Source organism: Coleofasciculus sp. G2-EDA-02 (genome assembly GCF_040226375.1).
Taxonomy (GTDB): Bacteria; Cyanobacteriota; Cyanobacteriia; order Cyanobacteriales; family Coleofasciculaceae; genus Coleofasciculus.
Map to the genome: position 1 here is coordinate 1 of NZ_JAVKEW010000247.1, position 20345 is coordinate 20345.

Sequence of the window (20345 nt, forward strand, 5' to 3'; positions counted from 1 at the left end):
TCGGCGGAACCCAAACCGCAAAGGTTTGAAACGCCCAGCCCTGAATCGACAGGGTGTTAGGAGATAACACGATGCCCTAGATGGCGAATATCGTGTGCCTGGGAACCCGTTTACCGGGATATATGGAACGAAATTTCCATAAAATCTCCCTTCTTCTAGGAGGGAGATCGTCAAAGATATAACTTTCCCTCCCCCAGCTCGCGAGACGTTGCATGCAACGTCTCTACATTGCTTCCCCAACTTCCCTTAGTGAACCTCAACAAAAACGCCGCTGCGAGCAAACTCCTCTTCTTCGGGAGTAAAGTAAGGGGCGTTATCTTCCAGGGTTGGGTCGAAGCTGTAAGACTCTTGCAGGAAGTTTCCTTCTAAAACGGCGTTTTCTACCTCCTTGATGTAGGTGTCAGCAAGCTTACACAACTCTTGGATACCCCGTTCGTCGCCTCTGTCCAAAAACTTTTGCAATCCTAGATGAAATCCCGACAGGCGGGCGGTGGGTTTGAGCATACTGTAGATATAGTAGATGCGATCGGTGGTGATACTGATGTGACGCAGGGCGCGGGCGCGGGTCAACTCAGCATCAAGGCTGGGCCAATAGCGGTTGGTGTAGAAGGCTTTGTCATCCCGTTGATACCACTCTTCCGAACGGGCGATGGAAGAATTGACGGTGTTGTGCAACTTCCAGAAAAACAGGCGCATCGATGGTCCATCGGTTACCGTAGCCAGCTTGTTGTCGAAGGACATACTAAACTGGGTTGCATGGAGTTCTTGTCCCAACAACAGGTACTCCATCGGGTACATATTCACTTCCTTGTTTTGTACCACATAAGCATTCAAGTGATGGCGACAATAGGGGCAAGGGTACATCGTGGCGAACAGTTTGATAAAATCCTTGAAAACCCCGATCAGCGCTTTCTGTTCTTCCGGAGATTTGGTGCAGACGATTTCGGCAGACGTGTGGAAGAAACGCCAAACGGCTGGTCCAATGTAGTAAGGGAAACTGACTCGCATTTGGGCATCCCGAACATAGCTGCAGTTGAGCCATACATCAATGAATGCCACATACTGGGACAGGGCACCACATTCGCGACCAAACTCCAGACGCTCCCGGCGCTTCTGCACACCGTTGAGGTAGTGGTGGCTCAGCCGCCAAGCCTGCAAAATTGCTAGTTTTTGCTGAGGAGTGCAGTTGAGAAATTCTTCGCAAACGTCCCCACCATAGCGATCAAACTCTCCGACGGCTTTAGTCTCTTCATACAACTGATCCAAGGCGGCTTCGTCGGGATTGGTGTTTCTTTCAATATCATCCGCCGTACAAACACTAAACGCTGTCAGAAGTTTCGGCATGAAGTCTTCGTACCAGTAAGCCACAGGCATCATCGCACCGTCGATTTCTTCCCGATCATCGTTGAGAATCACCCGGTTCCATTGCTTCAAGTAAGCCTTGGGATCTTCCCCATTGGTTTTTGGCGACGTGGGTGTCACTTCTGCTTTCAGTTCCAGTTGGCGCAACCGATTCAGTTCATTGATTGCCAGCACTCCCTCTACCATATCTCCGATGTGGAGATGCTTTTTCTTCATGGTGATGGCGAATTCCACCCCAGCGGCGAATTTCTCACGAACTGTGGCAGATTTGCTGCGGGTTTCATGCATCCGCTGCGCCTCCGCTTGCATTTCTGGGCTTTTTTCAATGTTTTGCCAGTTTTTGATCCGATCTTGCAGGCGGGCATATTCGGCTTCGATGGAGTGAATCACTTCATTAAGCAAGGGATAGCAAGCGTCTTCGACAATGCCCAAGCCTTTGTAGAAGGTGATAGCAACGCGCACAAACTGGGTGAAATCAGAAATTCGGTAGGGTAAATCCCTCACCCGTAAATGGGTTTCGTGGTTCGCCGAAAAACTTTCGCGGAAGCAGCGATAGGCAGCGCCCTGAATCAATCGAAATAGACCAATTTGCATTTGTAGGCGAGAGGTGCCACGCTTTCTACCGCAGTCGTCCTTAACTTGTTGGGTGAGGATGTCTTGAAGCTGTGTTACCTCTGATGCTATGTCGCTAGCGGGTGTTTGCACAGATGCGGTTGCAGCAACAGCAGAATCCTGATCGCCCGTTGAGGATTCACTTTTTTCAAGAACAGGCGGGCAAAATTCGTCAACGTCGATGAAAGCGTTGCCGTCGCGATCGCCTTCGGTTACGATAACGAAGGAATCCTTATAGCCCGTTGAAGATTCGTTTTCTTCGGGAACGAGTTGGCAAAATTCTTCAAAGTTAATGAAAGCGTCGCCGTCGCGATCAACTTCTTTGATCATCTCTTGCAGTTCCTCGTCTGTCAGCCCAAACTTACTCATGACGTTTTTGAGTTCCTTGGCGCAGATATGACCGGAACCGTCCTCGTCAAATACACTGAAGGCAAGCCTCAGCCGACTTTCGCGATCGCCCTGTTGGGACACCATGAGAGCTTTAAACTCTTCAAAGTCAATGGCACCGGAACCATCTACGTCCACATCTTTAATCATGTCGTGCAGTTGCGCGTCGGTGGGATTTTGACCCAGCGATCGCATAACAGCCCCCAACTCTTCGGCTGAAATTTCGCCACTGCCATCTTCATCGAAAACTCTGAAAGCTTGCCAAAGTCTTTCTACCTCGGCTTCGTTCATTGTTTTTGGGTTTTGTCTGTTCATTTTTGTCAATTTTAAAGCAAGTTCTCAAACTTCATTCCAGTTTCCCTCTACAGAACTATAAAACGGGTCATCCGTCAAGTTGACTCAGAAAAGTCTGTGTTATCCGAATTTAGGGAAGAAAACAAATGATGCCAATCGGGAGAACTTGTTTCGGCTTCTTTCACTTCAAAGGTGACATGACAAGCTTGGGATTGTTCTAGCGCCTGAAGGCAAAGTTCAGCAATATCCTCTCGACTGACTTTGCCTCGAATATTATCGCCTTGCTCAAATACCAAACCTTTACCGCCTGGCTCTTCGGTTAAAGCACAGGGACGGATAATCGTATAAGGAATACCACTTTGGCGTACCGCATCTTCTCCTCGTAGCTTCCAGGTGAGAATTCCGCCTAATTGGTCATTCATTCGCACGGCTGGAGGTTCTTCTTCTAAGTTAATTCCGGGACGCCCTGGACGGGTGACGCCAGCAGAACTAATCATAATAAATTGAGGTAAAGTCGCACCATTGTATGCTTTGATTGTTTCCACTTTTAAGGAAAATGTTCCTGGCTCAAAGTTGGGATTCAGTGCGCCGTCATACTCAAACTTACTCAGCATCAGTTGCAGGGCGTAAATATGGCTCGGATCAAAGGGTTCAGCATCCTGGAGAGTTTTGGCACGAAATACCGGAATCAGCGCCTCAAAGGGAACGCAAACATCAATCCAGGTATCTTTTTCAGTATCAAATGAATAGCAATAAGAAATCCCATCCCACCTTGATTCTGTTCGCAGAATAAACTTATAACGTTGTCCATCTCCTTTGACTCGCAGTTCCATCCCCTCATATCCGGCTAAATTTAAGGGTGGATCAAAATTGCGAGTGCGAACGGAAACAAAACCACCAGAGTTTGCTGTAGATACAGTTCCGCTGAATAATGCCGCATTATCAATCAGCCGAATTGAGCTTGCACTCACACCGCCCATCACTACATCATCCACAGCCCCCCAGGTTTCTTTTACGTCATCTGAGGGATTTTTGAAATCAAAAATGAGTTGTTTTCCGGGTTCTAAATGGTTAGCGGCGACTTGGACTAAATTCTTAATCCCTTGATACTCTACAATTTCGGGACTATCGACAACTTCTGGCATATAAAATTTGATGCCTTGATAATATTTTTCCCGGTTTGGTGTATCTCCTTCTACAGGTTGCACCCGAACACCTGTGCAGCATAAGACGGCGGAGATACCCTCCATCATGGCAGGGGTTAAGGTTTCTGGGATAGTGATATCGGCTTCAAACAGTTCCACCTCATCTGGGAGCATTTCCCGCCCTCGCTGAGTATCTCTGACTAAAGCGCGTACCGGATAATTTCGTTCTATCAGACGCCGCACGACTCGCTTCCCGACGCCACCCGTTGCACCGGCTACTAGTATCTTGCCCAATCGTTTTTCTCCACTCTGACTTGGTTGGTGATGTTTTGTGTTACCTGAAAATAAGCGTTTTAAACAGCTAATAAAAGGGATAACCTCAAAGTAAGCTAATGTTTTGACAAATCTACCAGCATCCCATTGGGAGCGATTGTTCTGGGTCATTATCCCCTCCTATACTATTATTTTTTTCAGTGTACCGAATTTGGCAACGGGGATGAATCCGCGATCGCTATAGCGGATCTTCTTGTGGTGCAACCTAGATTAGGTTTAGGGGGATACCAATATCATTGTCGGGGCGGGTTTAGGAATTCAATGTGGCTGATTACCGATCGCTGACTAACAAAACTCGCCCATTGAATCGGGCGCACGCTATATTGAATCGGGCGCACGCCATGCGCCCCTACGATTCAATCACTGGCGGTAATAGCTCAGAAACTGTAATCGTACAACTGGGAAATTGCAACGGCGAAATTATCGCATCTTCTGCCAGAATTACTTCACTTTGATAACCTTTCACGTATTTGCCGGTAGTTTAGTATAAAATGCTCGAATCTGGACTTGTGCGCCCTAAGCTGCATCCAGAATAATGTTTAAGCTGAAGAGGTTTAGCTGTGAGTTCTAAGAATTTACCGGAAACCACCGCCTACGTTCGGATTACCCAGCACTCTTGGCAACAGGGCAAAATTGAAGGAGATGTTCAAGCGGCAGCTTATAAGTGGCAGTTTCAATGGCGTTTTCGCCAAGGTCAGTTGGTCGTCAGACCTGCTTTGGGACGCGCTTTAATCCAAGAACCACTGGGTCGATTCTTAGAGCGTTGCGATTACCAGTTGGAACCGGGAGGAGATTATGCGTTTACCATTAGGGCGGAATTATAAGAGTGTTGAGGGTTAATCCTTCACAGCTTTCGAGGAAACATGGTTTGTAGGGGCGGGTTTAGGGACTTTGGTGTCGCTATTGATGATAACGTTTGTTCAAAACCTGCCCTGACCTAATTTTTAGGTCTGAGTTTGTAAGTAGCGCTCAATGAGCAAGATAGCGACAATATCATCAATTGGTCGAGGCGGCTGGCGCATCCCTTGGGGAATCAGGCGTTGGAGTCCCTTGGGGGGATACATTTGCCAGTAGCGATCGCGGGCTTCTAATGTACTATAGCGTTCATCGACTAAGACAATGGGAACCTTGGCAGAAATGACTTCACGAATTTTACCTTGCCATTGCTTAGAGGTGGTTTGGTTCCCCATGACAATGGTTTCAATGGGAAACTGCTGACATAACTTTTTTAGGGTTGCAATCGCCTGCTCAGATGGTATCACTTGATGATAGGAAATCTCTTGATCTTTCCCTTTCACCGCTAAACCACATTTATCCCGCCCCGGATCAAACCCTAATATCATAGTTCAAAATATGTATATTCTATTATTTTAACTGTTAGTAATTCCTACGATATTGGAGAACAAACTGGAAACTTGGTTCATAACCTGAGCTATTTCCTGCTGCATATAAGGTTCAGCGTCTTGGCTCTCCCGTACTTATAGTGATAATAAAAACTTATCAGTAAAGTTAAAGTCTTATTATTGGTCTGCTCCCAACATCGGTAGAGATTCTTCATTCCGCTTCGCTCCATTCAGAATGACATACATAATTGGGGTCTGGTATTTTCATGAATATGACGAATGACGAATGACGAATGACCAATGACCAATGACCAATTACATCGAATTTCGATATTTTTCCAACAATTCGGGAATGTAATCATACCCATCTACCCCAATTAAGGGAATAATTTTTGACCGCTGCTGCTGCAACAGGTCTTGGAACACTTCTACTCCCAATTGTCCTTGTAAAATAGTGAGTAATCCCACTGCTTTGCGCCAGTCTTCTGTGCCAATCTGCTCCAACAAATATCCGCCTAAGCTTCCTGTGTAAATCGTTTTATTCCAATTTTGTAACTGATAGTATGCTTGCGCCAGATACGCTAAATTGAGTCCTTGTAAATACAAATCCCCAGAAAATTGTGCGGCTTGCCAACCTTGTTCTAAATAGGTAATCGCCTCTTGTGGTTGTTGCATAACCCCATAAGCAATCCCCAAACTACATAAACAAAGGGCTTGACTTTGGCGATCGCCTAATCGTTCTAATAATTGCCGCCCTTGTTGTAGGTAAGTAATGGCGCTTTCGTACACATCTGGATCAAGGGCTTGCTGTTGGGCTTGAAAGACCTCACTATAGCCCAAATTCGCTAAGGCATTGGCTTCGCCTAACTTATCCCCCGCCTGCCGTGCTAAAATTAATCCCCGTTGGCTATAATTAATCGCCTCAGGATAATTTTTCTGTGCCACACAGATGCGGCTTAAGTGATTATAATTAGCAATCTCACAAGGGCGATCGTTAGCTGAACGAGCAATCTCTAAGGCTCGCTCATGGAATTGCGTTGCTCGATCATATCGACCTTGCGCCCGTTGGGAATAGCCCAATAACGTAAGAATTCGGGCTTTCTCTTGGGTTCCCTCGACGCGCCGCAAGGGTTCATTCAGGTAATCCATTGCATTCCGCAGATAATTACCACTCAAGGAGGCAAAAACACCGCCATAAAGCGGAAAATACTCCCGTTGGGCAAAAGTGCGGAGAATTTGCAGTGTCACCTGAAAACAGCTATCTATCAAGCGTTCTCGTTGGGGAACCGTTGCTTGATTTAAGGCAAGGGCAATTTGTGACCAGATTACTGCAAATACGATAAAGGTGGAAATCGAGAGTCTAGCCCCCATTTTGGAGTTATAGACTCGTTGATCAAACCAACTAACTAACCGACGCTGTAACCATTGGAGAACAACTGTTATTTCTACCCAAGCATCCAGTTCTAACGTTGGCTGTTGACGAATCCATTCATCGAGGGGTCGATTATGGGCTAGGGCTTGGAACAAAGACTGGGGTAGAGGACGATTCACCTTTTTTGCCCAGAGTCCCCAAGGTCCGCGCTGTTGAGAGAGTTCTTCAAAACCCAAGGAACCCTGACTTTGCTCATAAATCCAGCTTACTAAATCGTTTTCCAAATTTCCCCAAGCGGCTAACCCGCCGGTAATTCCTTTGGCTAGCTGTTCAAGTTCCGTGGCGCGATCGCTGTCGGAACTAGCTGTTGCTTCCTGCTGAAGGGTTTTGGCTAATTGAGCCAATTGAGATAGATTCAGGACAGGTTCCCGATTCGGATCGATCGCACGCACAAAAGCGGTCAAACGTTCGCTCTGATCAGCTTGGGTAATCCCTTGGGTGGCGGTTGCGATCGCAACAGACACCTGATTCTCCTGCTGTACCCGTTCCCATTCGCTGCTAATCATATTCAGCGCCCTCTGCGCCCGTATCGCTTTAGCCTGTTTGAGTTCACTCGCCGGATTATCGATTTCCTCCTGAGTGCTGCTGTGACGTTCATCCAGACAGCGTTCAAACATTTCCCCGGTTCCACTACTGACACCTGACGCCAGCTTTTGGTAAACCTGTCGCTTGGATCGGATTTTTCCTTTCAGCGTCGCGGCGACAATTTCATCAATCAGTTGAAAACAGCGATCGCGTAATGATAAAGAGTCTGTCATCGTGTTTTGTTCTCAAAACTTACGTTAATATCCTAAACTTGGGCTAACCTACTTTTGTTAATATACACCCCTAACATCAAAGCGTTGTGTAGAAGCTAGAATTGAGCCACAGCTCACCTCACACGCCTTTTAACCACAGAGACAACCATGGATACCCTGTCCCTCCCCTATCCCGACGACTTACTCATTACCGAATAATTGGGTCTAAAGCCTCGTTCTTCTAGGACGACTTTGTGTTAAAATTAACACCAGAGGAAAGGGTGTTTAACCTCTATAAAAACCCAGGGTCCGAGAGGCATCGCACCTTGAAAACTAGGCTTAGAGGGTTCTGTACAGGAATGCTTGTACAGGTAAAAAGTCTAAGCACCAAGTACCAGAAAACACATTTTTTCTTGTTTTCAATAGTACGGTAGGGCATATCGTAACTAGCTTCTGCAATGGAGCAAAACGCTTCTCTTAGAGATGCTCCTCTGGTATGAAATAGGACCCCTGTTTCATAGTAAGAGCGCTCGATGAAAGAAGAATCCTCATGCCTTTAGGCTGAGGAGTGTCAAATCTGGTAAATCACCCCAAGCCTTAGAAGCTGAACTAATCTTCTTGCTCGCCGTTAAACTGTTCGAGTTACGTCGGCTATCTCTAGGCAAAGCTGCTGACTTTTGCAACATGAACAAACTGCAATTTATGTACGAACTTGGACGATTGCAAGTCCCGGTAATCAACCTAGACGATGACCAAATTGCCGACGAATTACGGGATGACTAACGCCGCAATCATCGCTGATAGCAGTCCGCTTATTTCTCTATTTGTTATGCTAAAGTATAATTAAGGAATAGATTGAATATCTAAATTACAAGAGAGTGAGGTTCAGTTGAATTTGTTAATCCATCAGAAAATATTAGCCAGAAAAATCTAAAACATATCAGCAAGCATTTGCCAGATTTCCAAGTTCATGAACCCTCTATAACTCTTGATGATGTTCTCCAACTTGGTCAGCAAATTGCGAGTCGTCCAGAAAACTTAATTGGCAATCCGGGAGACAGACAAATTTTTGAGCAATATGTAAATTTAGGAGGACAGCAAATTAGAGTTCGAGTTGTTCTCAATTCTTTAGGTCGGTTACGTTCTGTACATATTAGGGATAGGTAAAAACGATGAAAATTGAATGGAAACTCGATGAAGAAGGCGGCATCGATCCCATAGATCCAGTGGGCGATATTTCGATTAGCGATGGCGAGAGAACAATTCAAGAAGAAGCGACTTATTTAGATTCTTGGTTTGATGCCTTGATCGCAGTAGGTAAAGCAATGAAATTAGGAAATAATTTGGCTGTTGAGATAGCAGAAGAACCCTATAGTTTGAAGCTTAAATTAGTGTCGTCAGGAGCTGAAATTTCATATAAAAATAAAACAATTTTAGTAAATAAAGTCGATGAATTTATTGAGATTATCCGGCAATCAGCAACATGTTTTGTCTTGAAATTAAACAACAGGGAAGAAGGTGAAATCTGCTATAAGTGCATTAACGTGGACCAGCTTCAATCGCAGAATTAGCAATGTTGACCATCATTGCTTCAGCTCGATTAACATCTGTACCCATCCCTTTTAAGGCAATTCGGTAATGGGTATTTTGCCACACCCATTCAATCACTGATGGTGTACAAATACTCTGGCATCGACTTGGTGTAAAGTATCCCCAGATATCGTTGGTGAGGGAAATTTTTTTAATGAATCCATCTTCGGGAGAATAGCTATGATTCACTGGCGTGGCGCTAAAGGCTCCCACGGTACAATCAGCCATTCCATTGCAGTTTTGCTTCAAGCTTAAGGCAATACTATAGGTATTGGGTGACCTAAAGCTATTTACATAAATCCGCTGTTTAAACGCCGGCATTTGGCTGGGTAATAAAATTAAGGTATCGGTTTGTTGCTGGAGTTGCGGTAAGACGGGGGTGAATATATTAGCTACGGGAGGTTGTTCTGGCGGTGTGTTGGGATTAGCGCGATCGCGATTGATTAATGTTCGCGCCATCTCACGGGGAATCCCATAGCTAGCCAGGGTGCTAGGAGTAAATGGAGTTTGGGTTGACGCGATCGCAAGCCATTGATTATTTTGATTGATCACAACCGTTTCCCCAGCAATATTGTCCCAAAACCACTGCGCGATCGCATAATTCTCAACAACTGTAATTTGAGTAACTTCTGGAGACAACCGAAACCCATTACCCCTTTCCCATAAGTCCAAGAGTACGACTTTCCGAATCACTCCCGTATCATCCGCTACAGCAGGAGTCGGATTAGTAACCATTGTCAGCAAAGGATAACTCGCCAATAGAATCAGGCTGGCGATGTACCCAAGTCCAAAACTAACCTTCATAATTCCCTGTCATAAAAAGGTTTGTAGTTGCGCTTTAGCGCCGGACACACTCACCCATCGATTAATATAGTGGTGTGACACAGCTAAAATGGTGGCATAGATTTGACGGTTAAATCGGGCGCAAGCCTTGCGCCCCTACAGTTCCTTAATACAAGGTTAATCCATTAAATTAGGTATGCCACGCCAATAGAACTATTCCTATCATAACTCCTATAGCATACAACCATGGAACTAATTTTAACACTAATTACCGAAGGACTCTCTCTACTTCTCGAACCCGTTAGTCGTCGGGTAGGAAAGCGTCTTATTGGTCAAGAAATCATAGAAAGCCGGAAACTCAATGAAACTGCCTTACAGCCAATTCTCCAAAAAGCAGCCGAGACGGTATCAGATAATACCTATTTTTCGGAAGGATATTTAAAAGATTTACTGGATCAATATTCTGATAGCATATTTGGAGTATTTGCATTATTGTCTACAACCTTAGAGGAAGATAAAAGACAAGATCCGAATTATGTACCTTGTTCTGTTTATGATCTTCGAGAAAATGATGACTATTATTTTTTCGGTGGTATCCGCTGGGTATTAATTGCCCGTTTTCAGCCAGTACCAGATGATAAAGTGCAAGCCGAAATGGATCGATGTGGCTTCTCGCCTGAACAACAAGACTTTATTTGGCGGTGGATACGACGAGAAATCAATCTTGTAGCAGATACCCCAGAATACGAGATTTTCTAAATTCTCACGGTATCTGGTGAGGGAGCTAACTTACGCTAAAGTTTGGGCTAAAAGCTAAAACCCGTGAAAATGGGTTCAAAGGGTTGAATGTAGTAAGCTTTAGCTTACTTGAGCTTTTAGCCTTGGGTTTGAACCCAAGGCGGTTTAACGCGAGTGGGTTGCTTCATTCATAACGGATGGGTGAAGCGTTAGGGAAGCGATCGCGAACAACAAGCCAGAAGCGATCGCACTCAAAACAGATATAGTATGTTAGGGCTGTACACTTAAAACTATTTTTAACTTAAAAGCATGGAAAAAGGTATAGTTTTTAGTATCTGGCTGGGATTAATGGGTTGGGTGGCTCAACCGACTTTGGCGTTACCTCCCCCAGATGACCTACCCGAAGAGGTGTTGAGAACCGAGATTATCACGGAGGCGCGATCGCCTATCGATGGGGAACTGCTTACAGCCGCAGAATACGCCCAACTTAAAGCTGAATTAGCCCAGCGAGAAACCCCCCCGGAACTCGATCCGGAGATCCAGCACAATGTTTTTCTGCTGCAACTGCTTGAGCTGTGGCGGACAGTCACACCGTTTTAGCCGAAGCCAAAAACGCCGGAAGCCTTACCCTGTCCTCAAGGATAGCCCTCGATCGGTGACCAAACCGAGAAAACATAACTCTTGCTTATACCCCAACTTGCCCCAAATGTGTAGAAAAAATCAAAAAAGTATATAAATATTAAAATTATTTAACACCCACTTTTCATTCACTGAAGTAGATAGCTTGATGTTTCCCATGATTGCTCCTGAACAGATTGACCGAATTGTCTGGAATCAACATCACGACCCCTTTGAAATACTGGGTCCACACCAATTAGAACAGGATGGAAAGACCATCTGGACAGTGCGGGTGTATTTCCCTAATGCTGACGCGGTGTGGGTTGTGCTTCCAGAACAACGCCAAGACTATCCGATGCAATCAGTGCATCATCCCCACTTTTTTGAATGTCAAATCGATATCGAAGAACTGGCAAACTACCAGTTACGCCTCAAAGAAGGCGAACACGAGCGAGTTATCTACGATCCCTACGCCTTCCGTTCGCCGCGCTTAACCGAATTTGATCGGCATCTATTTGCCGAAGGGAATCATCATCGCATCTACGAGAAACTCGGAGCCCATCCCACGGAAATAGATGGGGTTCAGGGTGTCTACTTTGCCGTTTGGGCTCCGAATGCTCGCAACGCTTCGGTTTTAGGCGATTTTAACCACTGGGATGGGCGCAAGCACCAAATGCGGAAGGGTGACACGGGCATTTGGGAACTATTCATCCCAGAAGTGGGATTGGGAGACCCTTACAAGTATGAAATCAAAAACTATGATGGGCATATTTACGAAAAATCTGACCCCTATGGTTTCCACCAAGAAATCCGCCCCAAAACCGCCTCGATTGTTGCCGATCTTGATGCCTATACCTGGAATGATCAAGACTGGATGGAGCAGCGCCGCCATACCGATACGCTGACTCAGCCAATTTCTATCTATGAAATGCATTTAGGCTCGTGGCTGCATGGTTCTTCAGCCGAACCCGCCATTGGAGCGGATGGGAAGCCTGAACCCGTGGTTCTGGTGTCTGAGCTTAAACCCGGAGCGCGATTTCTCACCTATCGGGAATTGGCGGATCGCTTAATTCCTTATGTTAAAGACCTGGGATTTACGCATATTGAGCTACTCCCCGTCGCCGAGCATCCCTTTGACGGCTCTTGGGGTTATCAGGTTACAGGATACTTTGCCTGCACCTCTCGCTATGGGACACCCGAGGATTTCATGTACTTCGTGGATCAGTGTCACCAGAATGGGATTGGGGTGATTGTGGACTGGGTACCGGGTCATTTCCCCAAAGATGGTCACGGTTTAGCCTTCTTTGATGGTACTCACCTGTATGAACATGCTGACCCCCGTAAGGGTGAACATAAAGAGTGGGGAACCTTAGTTTTCAACTATAACCGCAACGAAGTCCGTAACTTCTTGGTGTCCAACGCCTTATTCTGGTTTGACAAATACCACATTGATGGGATTCGCGTGGATGCTGTCGCCTCGATGCTTTACCTGGACTATTGCCGAAAACCAGGAGAATGGGTAACCAACCAGTATGGGGGGAGAGAGCATATTGAAGCCGCCGATTTCCTGCGACAGGTGAATCATGTCATCTTTAGCTATTTTCCCGGTATCCTCTCCATTGCTGAAGAGTCAACGGATTGGCCCATGGTGTCTTGGCCCACGTATGTTGGCGGATTAGGTTTTAATTTGAAGTGGAACATGGGTTGGATGCACGACATGCTGGATTATTTCCACATGGACCCCTGGTTCCGCCAGTTCCACCAGAATAATATTACCTTCAGTATGTGGTATCACCATGCTGAAAACTACATGCTGGCGCTGTCTCACGATGAGATTGTTCATGGTAAGAGCAACATGCTGGGCAAAATGCCTGGGGATGAGTGGCAAAAGTTTGCCAATGTCCGTTGCTTATTTACCTATATGTTCACTCATCCCGGCAAGAAAACCCTGTTTATGAGCATGGAGTTTGGTCAGTGGAGTGAGTGGAATGTCTGGGGCGATTTAGAATGGCATTTACTGCAATACGAACCCCATCAGCAATTGAAGCTGTTTATGGCTGATCTGAATCAAGTCTATCGACGAGAATCTGCTCTATACACCCAAGATTATGCCGAAGCGGGGTTTGAATGGATTGATTGTAGTGACAACCGCCATAGCGTGGTGGCATTTATCCGCCGTGCTAAGGATTCTGAAGAGTTTATTGTCACGGTTTGCAATTTCACACCCCAGCCCCATAGCCATTATCGGATCGGGGTGCCAGAAATGGGCTTCTACACAGAACTGTTTAACAGTGATGCTCGCGAGTATGGTGGGAGTAATATGGGGAATTTAGGCGGTAAGTGGACGGATGAATGGTGGTTCCACAATCAACCCTATTCTCTGGATTTGTGCTTACCTCCCCTGGGTGTGTTGATTCTCAAGCTCAACCGGGAGAAGACAGCCGCCGCCCTAGAATTGCCTCAGTGATAATCTGATTGATCTGACAGGTGGAGCAAGGATTTTAAGAACTTCCTTTACTCCAGCCTGTTAGTTCATGGCTAAATTTTCGGTTGCTTAAACTAAGCTACTCAAGATTTTCTACCGCGCTGCACTAGAGTAGGACTTACGCACTGTACAAATATCCCGTCGTGTGAATAACGAAAATACGTCGTTTTCTCAATGCCTGATAAACCTCAAGAAAAGCTTTTTTGGGCTATGCATAGTTGCGCTTTTGTGTCAATGCGTAAGTCCTATAGAGGATTAAATTTTTGAGTCAGTCTTTTTTCTGCTTTTTTGAATGTTCTCGTTTCAGTAGCGCTCCAAATCCTAGAGCTGTAGCTGATCCTAGTATTGTGAGCGGTTCAGGAACGGGGGTGGCTCTCAGGCGAAGAATACTGCTTCGACTAGCCAAGTATAAGTTGCCGTCTGCATCTTCACCAAAAGACCTAACTCTTGCTACACCGGAAGGAGTAGTTGGATCCTTTAAATCTTCAGTCCAATCGCGAAACTCAAAATTGTTGTTGGTATCAAGAGACCAAAGACGTGAATTACCAAAGTCAGCGAAGAAGTACAAACCCTGAAGTTGTGTTATCGGACCCCGATAGACATAACCACCAATGACAGAACGACCCTCATTAGCACCATCTCCATGCTCGTAATCGTAGATTGGATCAACCATATCTGGTGTCTTGGGTCCTCCTGTGAAATTAGGGGTTGGGATAAAACCTTCGCGTACTGCCCACCCATAGTTCTCTCCACCGCTGCTAGAGGCCGGCTGAAAGTTAATTTCTTCTCGTGTACTTTCCCCCACATCGCCAATATAGAAATCTCCTGTCTCTCTATCAAAACTACTTCGCCAAGGTTGGCGTAGACCATAAGCCCAAACTTCATCAGCCCCTTCATCTGAATCAACGAATGGGTTGTCCTGGGGAATAGCATAATTGCGATTTGGATCAGATTGGAAGTCATCACTATCTACATCAAGTCGCAATATACTACCTGGTAATGTATTGGGATTTTGCCCGTTGGCTCTTCTAACTGCATCACCATGACCAATATAGAGTTTGTCATCCGGTCCGAAACCTATCCAACCGATGGGATGTAATCCAGAAGCATCAGGAATACTCAGCACTATTTCTTCGCTGTTTGGCTCTGCTGTATTTAGATCCTGAGAAGCTGTATAACGTATAACTTGACTCGTTGTTGAACCCTCAACTTCTTGGGTTGTCAAGCCCACATAAAAGAAGCCATTCTTGGCAAAATCGGGATGAAATGCCATACTACGTAGAGAACTAGTCGATGAACTAAGGTCTAGAAATGGCTCTGGATTAATTATCCCTGTGTTGCGATCTATTACTTTGATTTTGCCATTGAGTTCCACGACGAATAACTGATCCCTTTCTCCAGGAGCATGGGTGATATAGAGAGGATTAGTTAATCCCGAAGCGACTTCCTCAAGAATAAACTGTGCGGCTAGAGTTGATTGAGTTCCAATGCCCATGCCAGCAAGCCAACTTACGGTAGCTATTCCAGAGACAAAAAAACCTCGGATATTTTTCCTTGATACAATCATAGAAATAGCCTTTTTCTGTTCAATAATTTGTGAACTTTACCACAATTTGGGCTGAACCGAACAAGGTTAGGCGCAGATCTTCAACTTTCGTAATGTTTCCATACTATATTGACTTGTATCAAAGTCATATAGCTTATAGCTAGCCTAAACAAGTTGTGTAATAGGTTGTGAATCAGGATGTGGCTCAAAGAAAGGTTTAACCCGTAGGACTTCGATATTACACAAACAAGTGAGACCCGCCCTTAATAGAAGTCTCCAGAAATTAGATTTCAACCTAGACGGCATAAGCATTTGAAATTCTTGTTCGGAGATGTCTAATCTAGACAGATAGACGGCGTGAAGTTAGGCTGAATACTCGTTGAAATTACTTAGTGGTCGTTGAGATGCTGATAGCTATAGAAGGCGTAGGTATCAAATAAGGCTGCCACAAAGCTACAGGTCAAGCTAATCACGACCAAACCCTCTACAGCACAGCCGCTGCCGAAAATCGCCAGAAACTGCAGCAAATCGTTTGCACCTGTTTGACCGAGAGTTCCCAAGCCAGGAACCCAGCTCAGGGTACACAGAAAGGCGAAAAATGCCAAGAAGAGGACAACGGGAGCAACAAAGCTGAGCAGGGTGGTTAAAGCAAGGGAACGAATCAGTGTAGGTAGAGTAGTCATAAAATAGTTAGCTCGTTATGGCAACTGAGTGAACAGAAAGTTAGCGTCGCCGTTAATCGGCGCTCTCTATATCACAATAGGCGCGATCGCCACGAATAACGAAAATTGTCAGAAATCTTAAATCTTCATTAAGAATCTTGGTAAAACTCCGTAAATTTTACCAAGCAGGCGACAATAAATTACAATATATCGCCCTTTCGGGTGAAGTCAATCGACTTCAATGTTAAGTACATCGGCGGGTATCTGGTTGATCAGATAACCACGGGATGGTTTTTGTTGATCAAGCGAGCGACAAGGGGGAGGAGAGGGGAGACGGAACCAGAGGTGATCAAACTCGTTCCAGAGACGTTGCAACTGTAGATTAATCGCACTGTCGGCTAAAATCCCCATGACTACCTGATTGATACCCAGTAAGTCGGGTAAATCACCCCGCACATAAATTTTGCCACTCATTACAGCCGCATCCAATGTCACAGAACCAGTAATGATATCTCTGAGGGTTTCAGCATCACTGCAAAAATGAACGGGTTGGGGCTCCGCTAGGGATTCGATGTGAACCTGTAACTGCTCATTTTCTTGAGCCCACAGTCGCAACTGAGTTCCATCTAGCTCAATCACAGCCGTTTTGCCAGAAACAGTCTGAACCAACCTGCGCCAAGTCGAACCTCCTTGGCTACGAAGGATGTCCACTAAGCGATATAACCATTGAGCCAACTGTTCATTAGGTTGGCTGGATGTATAAACCATAGAAAGTTTTGAGTTTTGAGTTTTGATTGGGGATTAGTTATCAATGGATAATTGATAATTGATAATTGATAATTGATTAATTGGGTCTAAGACCTCTTCGTTAAGGGGCGCAAACCTTGCACCCCTACAATTTCTGCACTAATCCATCAACCTAGCTGTGTCTCACCACATTACGAATAAGTCGGAATCGGCGGTAAATCCGGTGCTTCCTCAAGGTTGCTCATATTATCCGCATCAACCTCACCTGTCGTTAGGAAGCGGAAGGTTTCCTGATATAAACTCTTCCAGAAACGATTCGTCATCCCCTGACTGACTTCTGTCGGGTCTACCATAGGATGAGGTACAAGGTCACTCGCAGGATAGAGATAGTAGCAGTGTCCCTTGCCTTTCCCTCCCAACTGTTCAAAGAATCTCTGGTTGGTTTTAAGATCAGCCGCGTCTTCGTTCTCCGTTAATACCAAAAACGTGGGAATTTTCTTTAATATTTCTCGATTTTTATCACTACGAACAAAGGCACCAAAACGGTTAGCAGCCGTTAAACATCCTACAGGAAAACTAATATTGTGTTCCCAAGAAAATTCTCTCAAGTCCAAGGGACCTGTGAGGTTAATGTAACGCTCATTAATTTCATTAGACACTTCCAAAAGTGGAGCATAAGCCACCACCTTTTTAATCCGGTCAGGTCGAGACGCCGCCAGCCCTAGGGCAACTGCACCACCAACAGAGAGTCCCACCGTATAAATCGGTCCTGGCATCGCATCCAGTTCTGCCAGACGTTCCTGTGCATCTGTCAAATACTTCAGATGGGACGACGTGAAATAGCGATCAAAATCGGGGTCATTGGGTCGCTCAATTGCCAATGCCATATCTAATAGCTGAGGTGCCATTTTTATGATCCGACCAATCAGCGCCATCTTCTGAAACGTTGTCAATCGCTGAAATTGCCCTTGGGATTTATAATCACGATTAGACAAGAAAAGGTCTAAAACGGCATCTTTTCGGGTTTCTTGACGCAGGGGGTCACGAAATTCGGGCTTGAGGTCAACTTGGGGCCAATAACTATCAGGTGGTACAAACCCATGACCAGCCAAGGGAATTTGATAGATATTGAACCCGTTGCGAAAGAGGTAATCACCCACAAGAAACATTTGCATCGGTTTAGCTGAGAAGCCATGAAAGATCATGACTGTTCCGCGAATTGATTCTCCCGGTTCATGCATCTGATAAAAGGGAGCGACTCCTTCGCGTTTGTCTGGGTGGCATATCCAGGAAATGTAGTAGTTTTCAATCGCTTTTTTTGTTTGAGAGATTTGATCAGCCGTTGGATTAATCATGGTGTTTGAGTTTGTTGTCATAGCTTAGAGATTTTGATCTTTCACGACCTTCGAGGGCATGGTGCGTGACTGTGTAGGGGCGGGTTTCACTATTATCGTTTTGTACCTCACAAAAGATGTGACTCGCGCCCGCCCAGACTGAGTTTTGAATTCACCAGAGAATTGTTTGATCGGGTATGGCGATTCTCAATTTTTGGGGAATACATGGATTCATGTCACCCAGAGGGAAGCTACTGGAGCGTCTATATCCCTTCGTCTTTATCTAATAGAGATTTAAATTTTGCCAGATTTGAAGGTCGGTAATCCAAGACTTTTTGCCAACGTTGTTTAACACTCTCATGCAGATCATTAAACTCATCACTAACTTCGCGAATCTTGCGTCCAGTTTTGAACGTTAACCGACCAATAAGAGTCTGCGGTTCAGCGCTAAAGTTAATAGTTGGGTCAGGATGAATGCCATATTCGATAACCGTGGGATCAAGTTCCAGCCCAAGACGCTGTTGCTGGCGCAATTGCTCAATGGAGTCCATCATCCACTGCAATGCTCCATCGGAGAAACCACTCTGTTCCAGAGTCCCACCGCCAACCGCTCCATGACCACCCGGAAACCACACTTGACGCAGGAATTGATCAACAGGCTCACCTTTATATTCGTTCCTGCGGCTTATCTCCATGGGTGTAACGTCGAAAACCTGACGCTGCTCATCAATGGCAACAGCGTGTAGCGCATTCTTAATAATAGGACTCAACGAAGTATCGTGGAATGCGTATTTTTGGTTAATCTGTTGGTCTAAGGAGAAAAAAGTCAATAAATTAGGGATTCCTAGGGAACCGACTGTGTCCCAGCAGCCAAGAAGCGTAATCGGAACTTGCTCTGCTTTATTTTCCTGGCGGAACTGTTCCATTTTATAGGCATCGGGTTTATCTTCACTTTTACGGGAACGATATCTCTGGTAAGCTTCAGGAGCTTTGCGGATCTTGTCACGCGGTAATAGTCCTGAGTTAAAGATCATTCCAGCTAAGCTACGAACCGTATAAGCGCCGCGACTGAAACCGAACAAATATATTTCGTCTCCGGGTTCGTAGTTTAAGCAAAGAAAGCGATAGCAGTCTTCTATATTTTGATCAATTCCTTTGCCAAAAGCTCCACCAAAAATCTTGGCAATTGGGTTCTCTGTACCAATTCCCTCATCGTAAAAGACGAGCTGGGGAATATTTAAAGAGCAAGTGGCTTTAACCCCCTGGGCAATCTTAACCACATTAGTGGGACAAGGACTTATTAACTGTTGCCAGGTTCCGTCACAACAAATAACCAGACGCTTCATTGATTGTTTTTACTCCTAAAAAAATGAATTTTCATAAACGGTAGATTCTCTCTTGGCTATATTTACTGATTTAAGGATCTAAAATGAACCAAGTTAGTGCGACTGAAGCAATCAGTAAGCCGAATAACACTAAATTTCCCAGTAATGATGGGGGTTGGCGAATGTGTTTTTGTTTGACAGCTAAAGACACTCCCCCTTGATTATCTGCAAGTAGATCATCACTGATATAAAAGCTGATATCACTGCCAAATTTTAGTGTAAATGAAGTGTTTTTGGCTTTAGATAGGGCGAGTTCTGATGTTGCATATACACCTGTCGTGGGTACGCTAATTATAAATTCACTGGATTTTATGTAGTATTCATTAAGCCATCCGGTTGTACAATTCTCGCCATTTTTATCACATTCATAGACAAAATTCCAACGACTCCAGGCATCATACATCCCGCCTTGAGATTGACCAATAAACTGAACCTCATAGGTGCCAGGTTTTAAATAGTTAATGACGGGGTTGTCATTATTGTTAACTCGCGCATCAATATTAATAATTGTTACATCACGAGAACGAGTCAAAAGTGATTGCCCGGATTGAGATTGACTGGTCATAGTTCACCCTCTATAAATTCTGCAAATAATGGCTCAAAAAGACAGTTCAGCTTAATGAATCGCTAACACTCAAGTTTCTATAATGTCTGATGAGTTCCCCCTAAGCCAACATTCGTTTGTGTTTCTTAATGAAACCAGTTCAGGACTTAGGCAGTTACACCATTTATAGTGGCAATGGTGGGTTACGCTAGGCTAACACACCCTACATATACAGCCTTTGCGATTAAGGTCTAAATGCTGAACGGCT

General features: G+C 45.1%; 18 protein-coding genes. 7 read left to right on the forward strand and 11 right to left on the reverse strand.

Annotation, left to right across the window (positions count from 1 at the left end; all coding sequences use genetic code 11):
* Positions 1-246 precede the first annotated feature (246 nt).
* Both RLO19_RS28540 and RLO19_RS28545 read right to left on the reverse strand, forming a co-directional pair.
* A complete protein-coding gene (locus tag RLO19_RS28540; protein ID WP_446360799.1) occupies positions 247-2652 on the reverse strand; it encodes an EF-hand domain-containing protein in 2406 nt (801 codons plus the stop codon).
* Between the two features lie 98 nt (positions 2653-2750).
* The gene (locus tag RLO19_RS28545) at positions 2751-4244 is read right to left on the reverse strand and encodes a CIA30 family protein (RefSeq protein ID WP_446360801.1); all 1494 of its coding nucleotides are present in this window, start codon (positions 4242-4244) and stop codon (positions 2751-2753) included.
* A gap of 449 nt (positions 4245-4693) precedes the next feature.
* Here RLO19_RS28545 and RLO19_RS28550 point away from each other — a divergent pair, with 449 nt between their 5' ends.
* Positions 4694-4957, forward strand: a complete 264-nt coding sequence (locus tag RLO19_RS28550; protein ID WP_446360803.1) for a DUF3146 family protein — start codon at positions 4694-4696, stop codon at positions 4955-4957.
* A 120-nt stretch (positions 4958-5077) separates the two neighbouring features.
* Here the strand turns inward: RLO19_RS28550 and RLO19_RS28555 are convergent, their stop codons facing one another.
* A complete protein-coding gene (locus RLO19_RS28555; protein WP_446360805.1) occupies positions 5078-5476 on the reverse strand; it encodes a pre-16S rRNA-processing nuclease YqgF in 399 nt (132 codons plus the stop codon).
* A gap of 315 nt (positions 5477-5791) precedes the next feature.
* On the reverse strand, positions 5792-7666 hold the full coding sequence (locus tag RLO19_RS28560) for a tetratricopeptide repeat protein (protein ID WP_446360807.1): 1875 nt from the start codon (positions 7664-7666) through the stop codon (positions 5792-5794).
* Between the two features lie 540 nt (positions 7667-8206).
* On the opposite strand from RLO19_RS28560, the gene RLO19_RS28565 reads away from it, so the two are divergent.
* From RLO19_RS28565 to RLO19_RS28575, 3 genes are all read left to right on the forward strand, one after another.
* Complete coding sequence (locus tag RLO19_RS28565) at positions 8207-8428, forward strand: UPF0175 family protein (protein ID WP_446360864.1); 222 nt, start codon at positions 8207-8209, stop codon at positions 8426-8428.
* Positions 8429-8596: 168 nt separating this feature from the next.
* Positions 8597-8812 carry a hypothetical protein gene (locus RLO19_RS28570; RefSeq protein WP_446360809.1) on the forward strand — a complete coding sequence of 72 codons (216 nt, stop codon included), beginning with the start codon at positions 8597-8599 and terminating at the stop codon, positions 8810-8812.
* Between the two features lie 5 nt (positions 8813-8817).
* The gene (locus tag RLO19_RS28575; protein WP_446360811.1) at positions 8818-9216 is read left to right on the forward strand and encodes a hypothetical protein; all 399 of its coding nucleotides are present in this window, start codon (positions 8818-8820) and stop codon (positions 9214-9216) included.
* Here the strand turns inward: RLO19_RS28575 and RLO19_RS28580 are convergent.
* Complete coding sequence (locus tag RLO19_RS28580) at positions 9185-10039, reverse strand: hypothetical protein (protein ID WP_446360813.1); 855 nt, start codon at positions 10037-10039, stop codon at positions 9185-9187. The two genes, RLO19_RS28575 and RLO19_RS28580, sit on opposite strands and share 32 nt — an antisense overlap.
* 225 nt (positions 10040-10264) lie before the next feature.
* Between RLO19_RS28580 and RLO19_RS28585 the strand changes: the two genes are divergently transcribed.
* The 3 genes from RLO19_RS28585 to glgB all read left to right on the forward strand — a co-directional run bounded on the left by RLO19_RS28585 (position 10265) and on the right by glgB (position 13841).
* Positions 10265-10777, forward strand: a complete 513-nt coding sequence (locus tag RLO19_RS28585; protein WP_446360815.1) for a hypothetical protein — start codon at positions 10265-10267, stop codon at positions 10775-10777.
* Positions 10778-11065: 288 nt separating this feature from the next.
* Positions 11066-11356: a hypothetical protein gene (locus RLO19_RS28590; RefSeq protein ID WP_446360817.1), complete on the forward strand. Its 291-nt coding sequence runs from the start codon at positions 11066-11068 to the stop codon at positions 11354-11356.
* 196 nt (positions 11357-11552) lie between these two features.
* Positions 11553-13841 carry a 1,4-alpha-glucan branching enzyme gene (gene glgB, locus RLO19_RS28595; RefSeq protein ID WP_446360819.1) on the forward strand — a complete coding sequence of 763 codons (2289 nt, stop codon included), beginning with the start codon at positions 11553-11555 and terminating at the stop codon, positions 13839-13841.
* A gap of 286 nt (positions 13842-14127) precedes the next feature.
* On the opposite strand, the gene RLO19_RS28600 is transcribed toward glgB, so the two are convergent.
* The 6 genes from RLO19_RS28600 to RLO19_RS28625 all read right to left on the reverse strand — a co-directional run bounded on the left by RLO19_RS28600 (position 14128) and on the right by RLO19_RS28625 (position 20098).
* Positions 14128-15426, reverse strand: coding sequence for a PEP-CTERM sorting domain-containing protein (locus RLO19_RS28600; RefSeq protein ID WP_446360821.1), 1299 nt, complete (start codon positions 15424-15426; stop codon positions 14128-14130).
* Between the two features lie 368 nt (positions 15427-15794).
* On the reverse strand, positions 15795-16088 hold the full coding sequence (locus tag RLO19_RS28605; RefSeq protein ID WP_446360822.1) for a hypothetical protein: 294 nt from the start codon (positions 16086-16088) through the stop codon (positions 15795-15797).
* Between the two features lie 207 nt (positions 16089-16295).
* On the reverse strand, positions 16296-16835 hold the full coding sequence (locus tag RLO19_RS28610) for an SCP2 sterol-binding domain-containing protein (protein WP_446360824.1): 540 nt from the start codon (positions 16833-16835) through the stop codon (positions 16296-16298).
* Between the two features lie 170 nt (positions 16836-17005).
* Positions 17006-18169, reverse strand: coding sequence for an alpha/beta hydrolase (locus RLO19_RS28615; RefSeq protein WP_446360826.1), 1164 nt, complete (start codon positions 18167-18169; stop codon positions 17006-17008).
* A 242-nt stretch (positions 18170-18411) separates the two neighbouring features.
* Entirely contained in the window at positions 18412-19494 is a 1083-nt protein-coding gene (locus RLO19_RS28620; protein WP_446360828.1) for a DUF2235 domain-containing protein, read from the reverse strand.
* A 70-nt stretch (positions 19495-19564) separates the two neighbouring features.
* Positions 19565-20098 (reverse strand): hypothetical protein, encoded by a 534-nt coding sequence (locus tag RLO19_RS28625; protein ID WP_446360830.1) that lies wholly within the window; start codon positions 20096-20098, stop codon positions 19565-19567.
* Positions 20099-20345 lie beyond the last annotated feature (247 nt).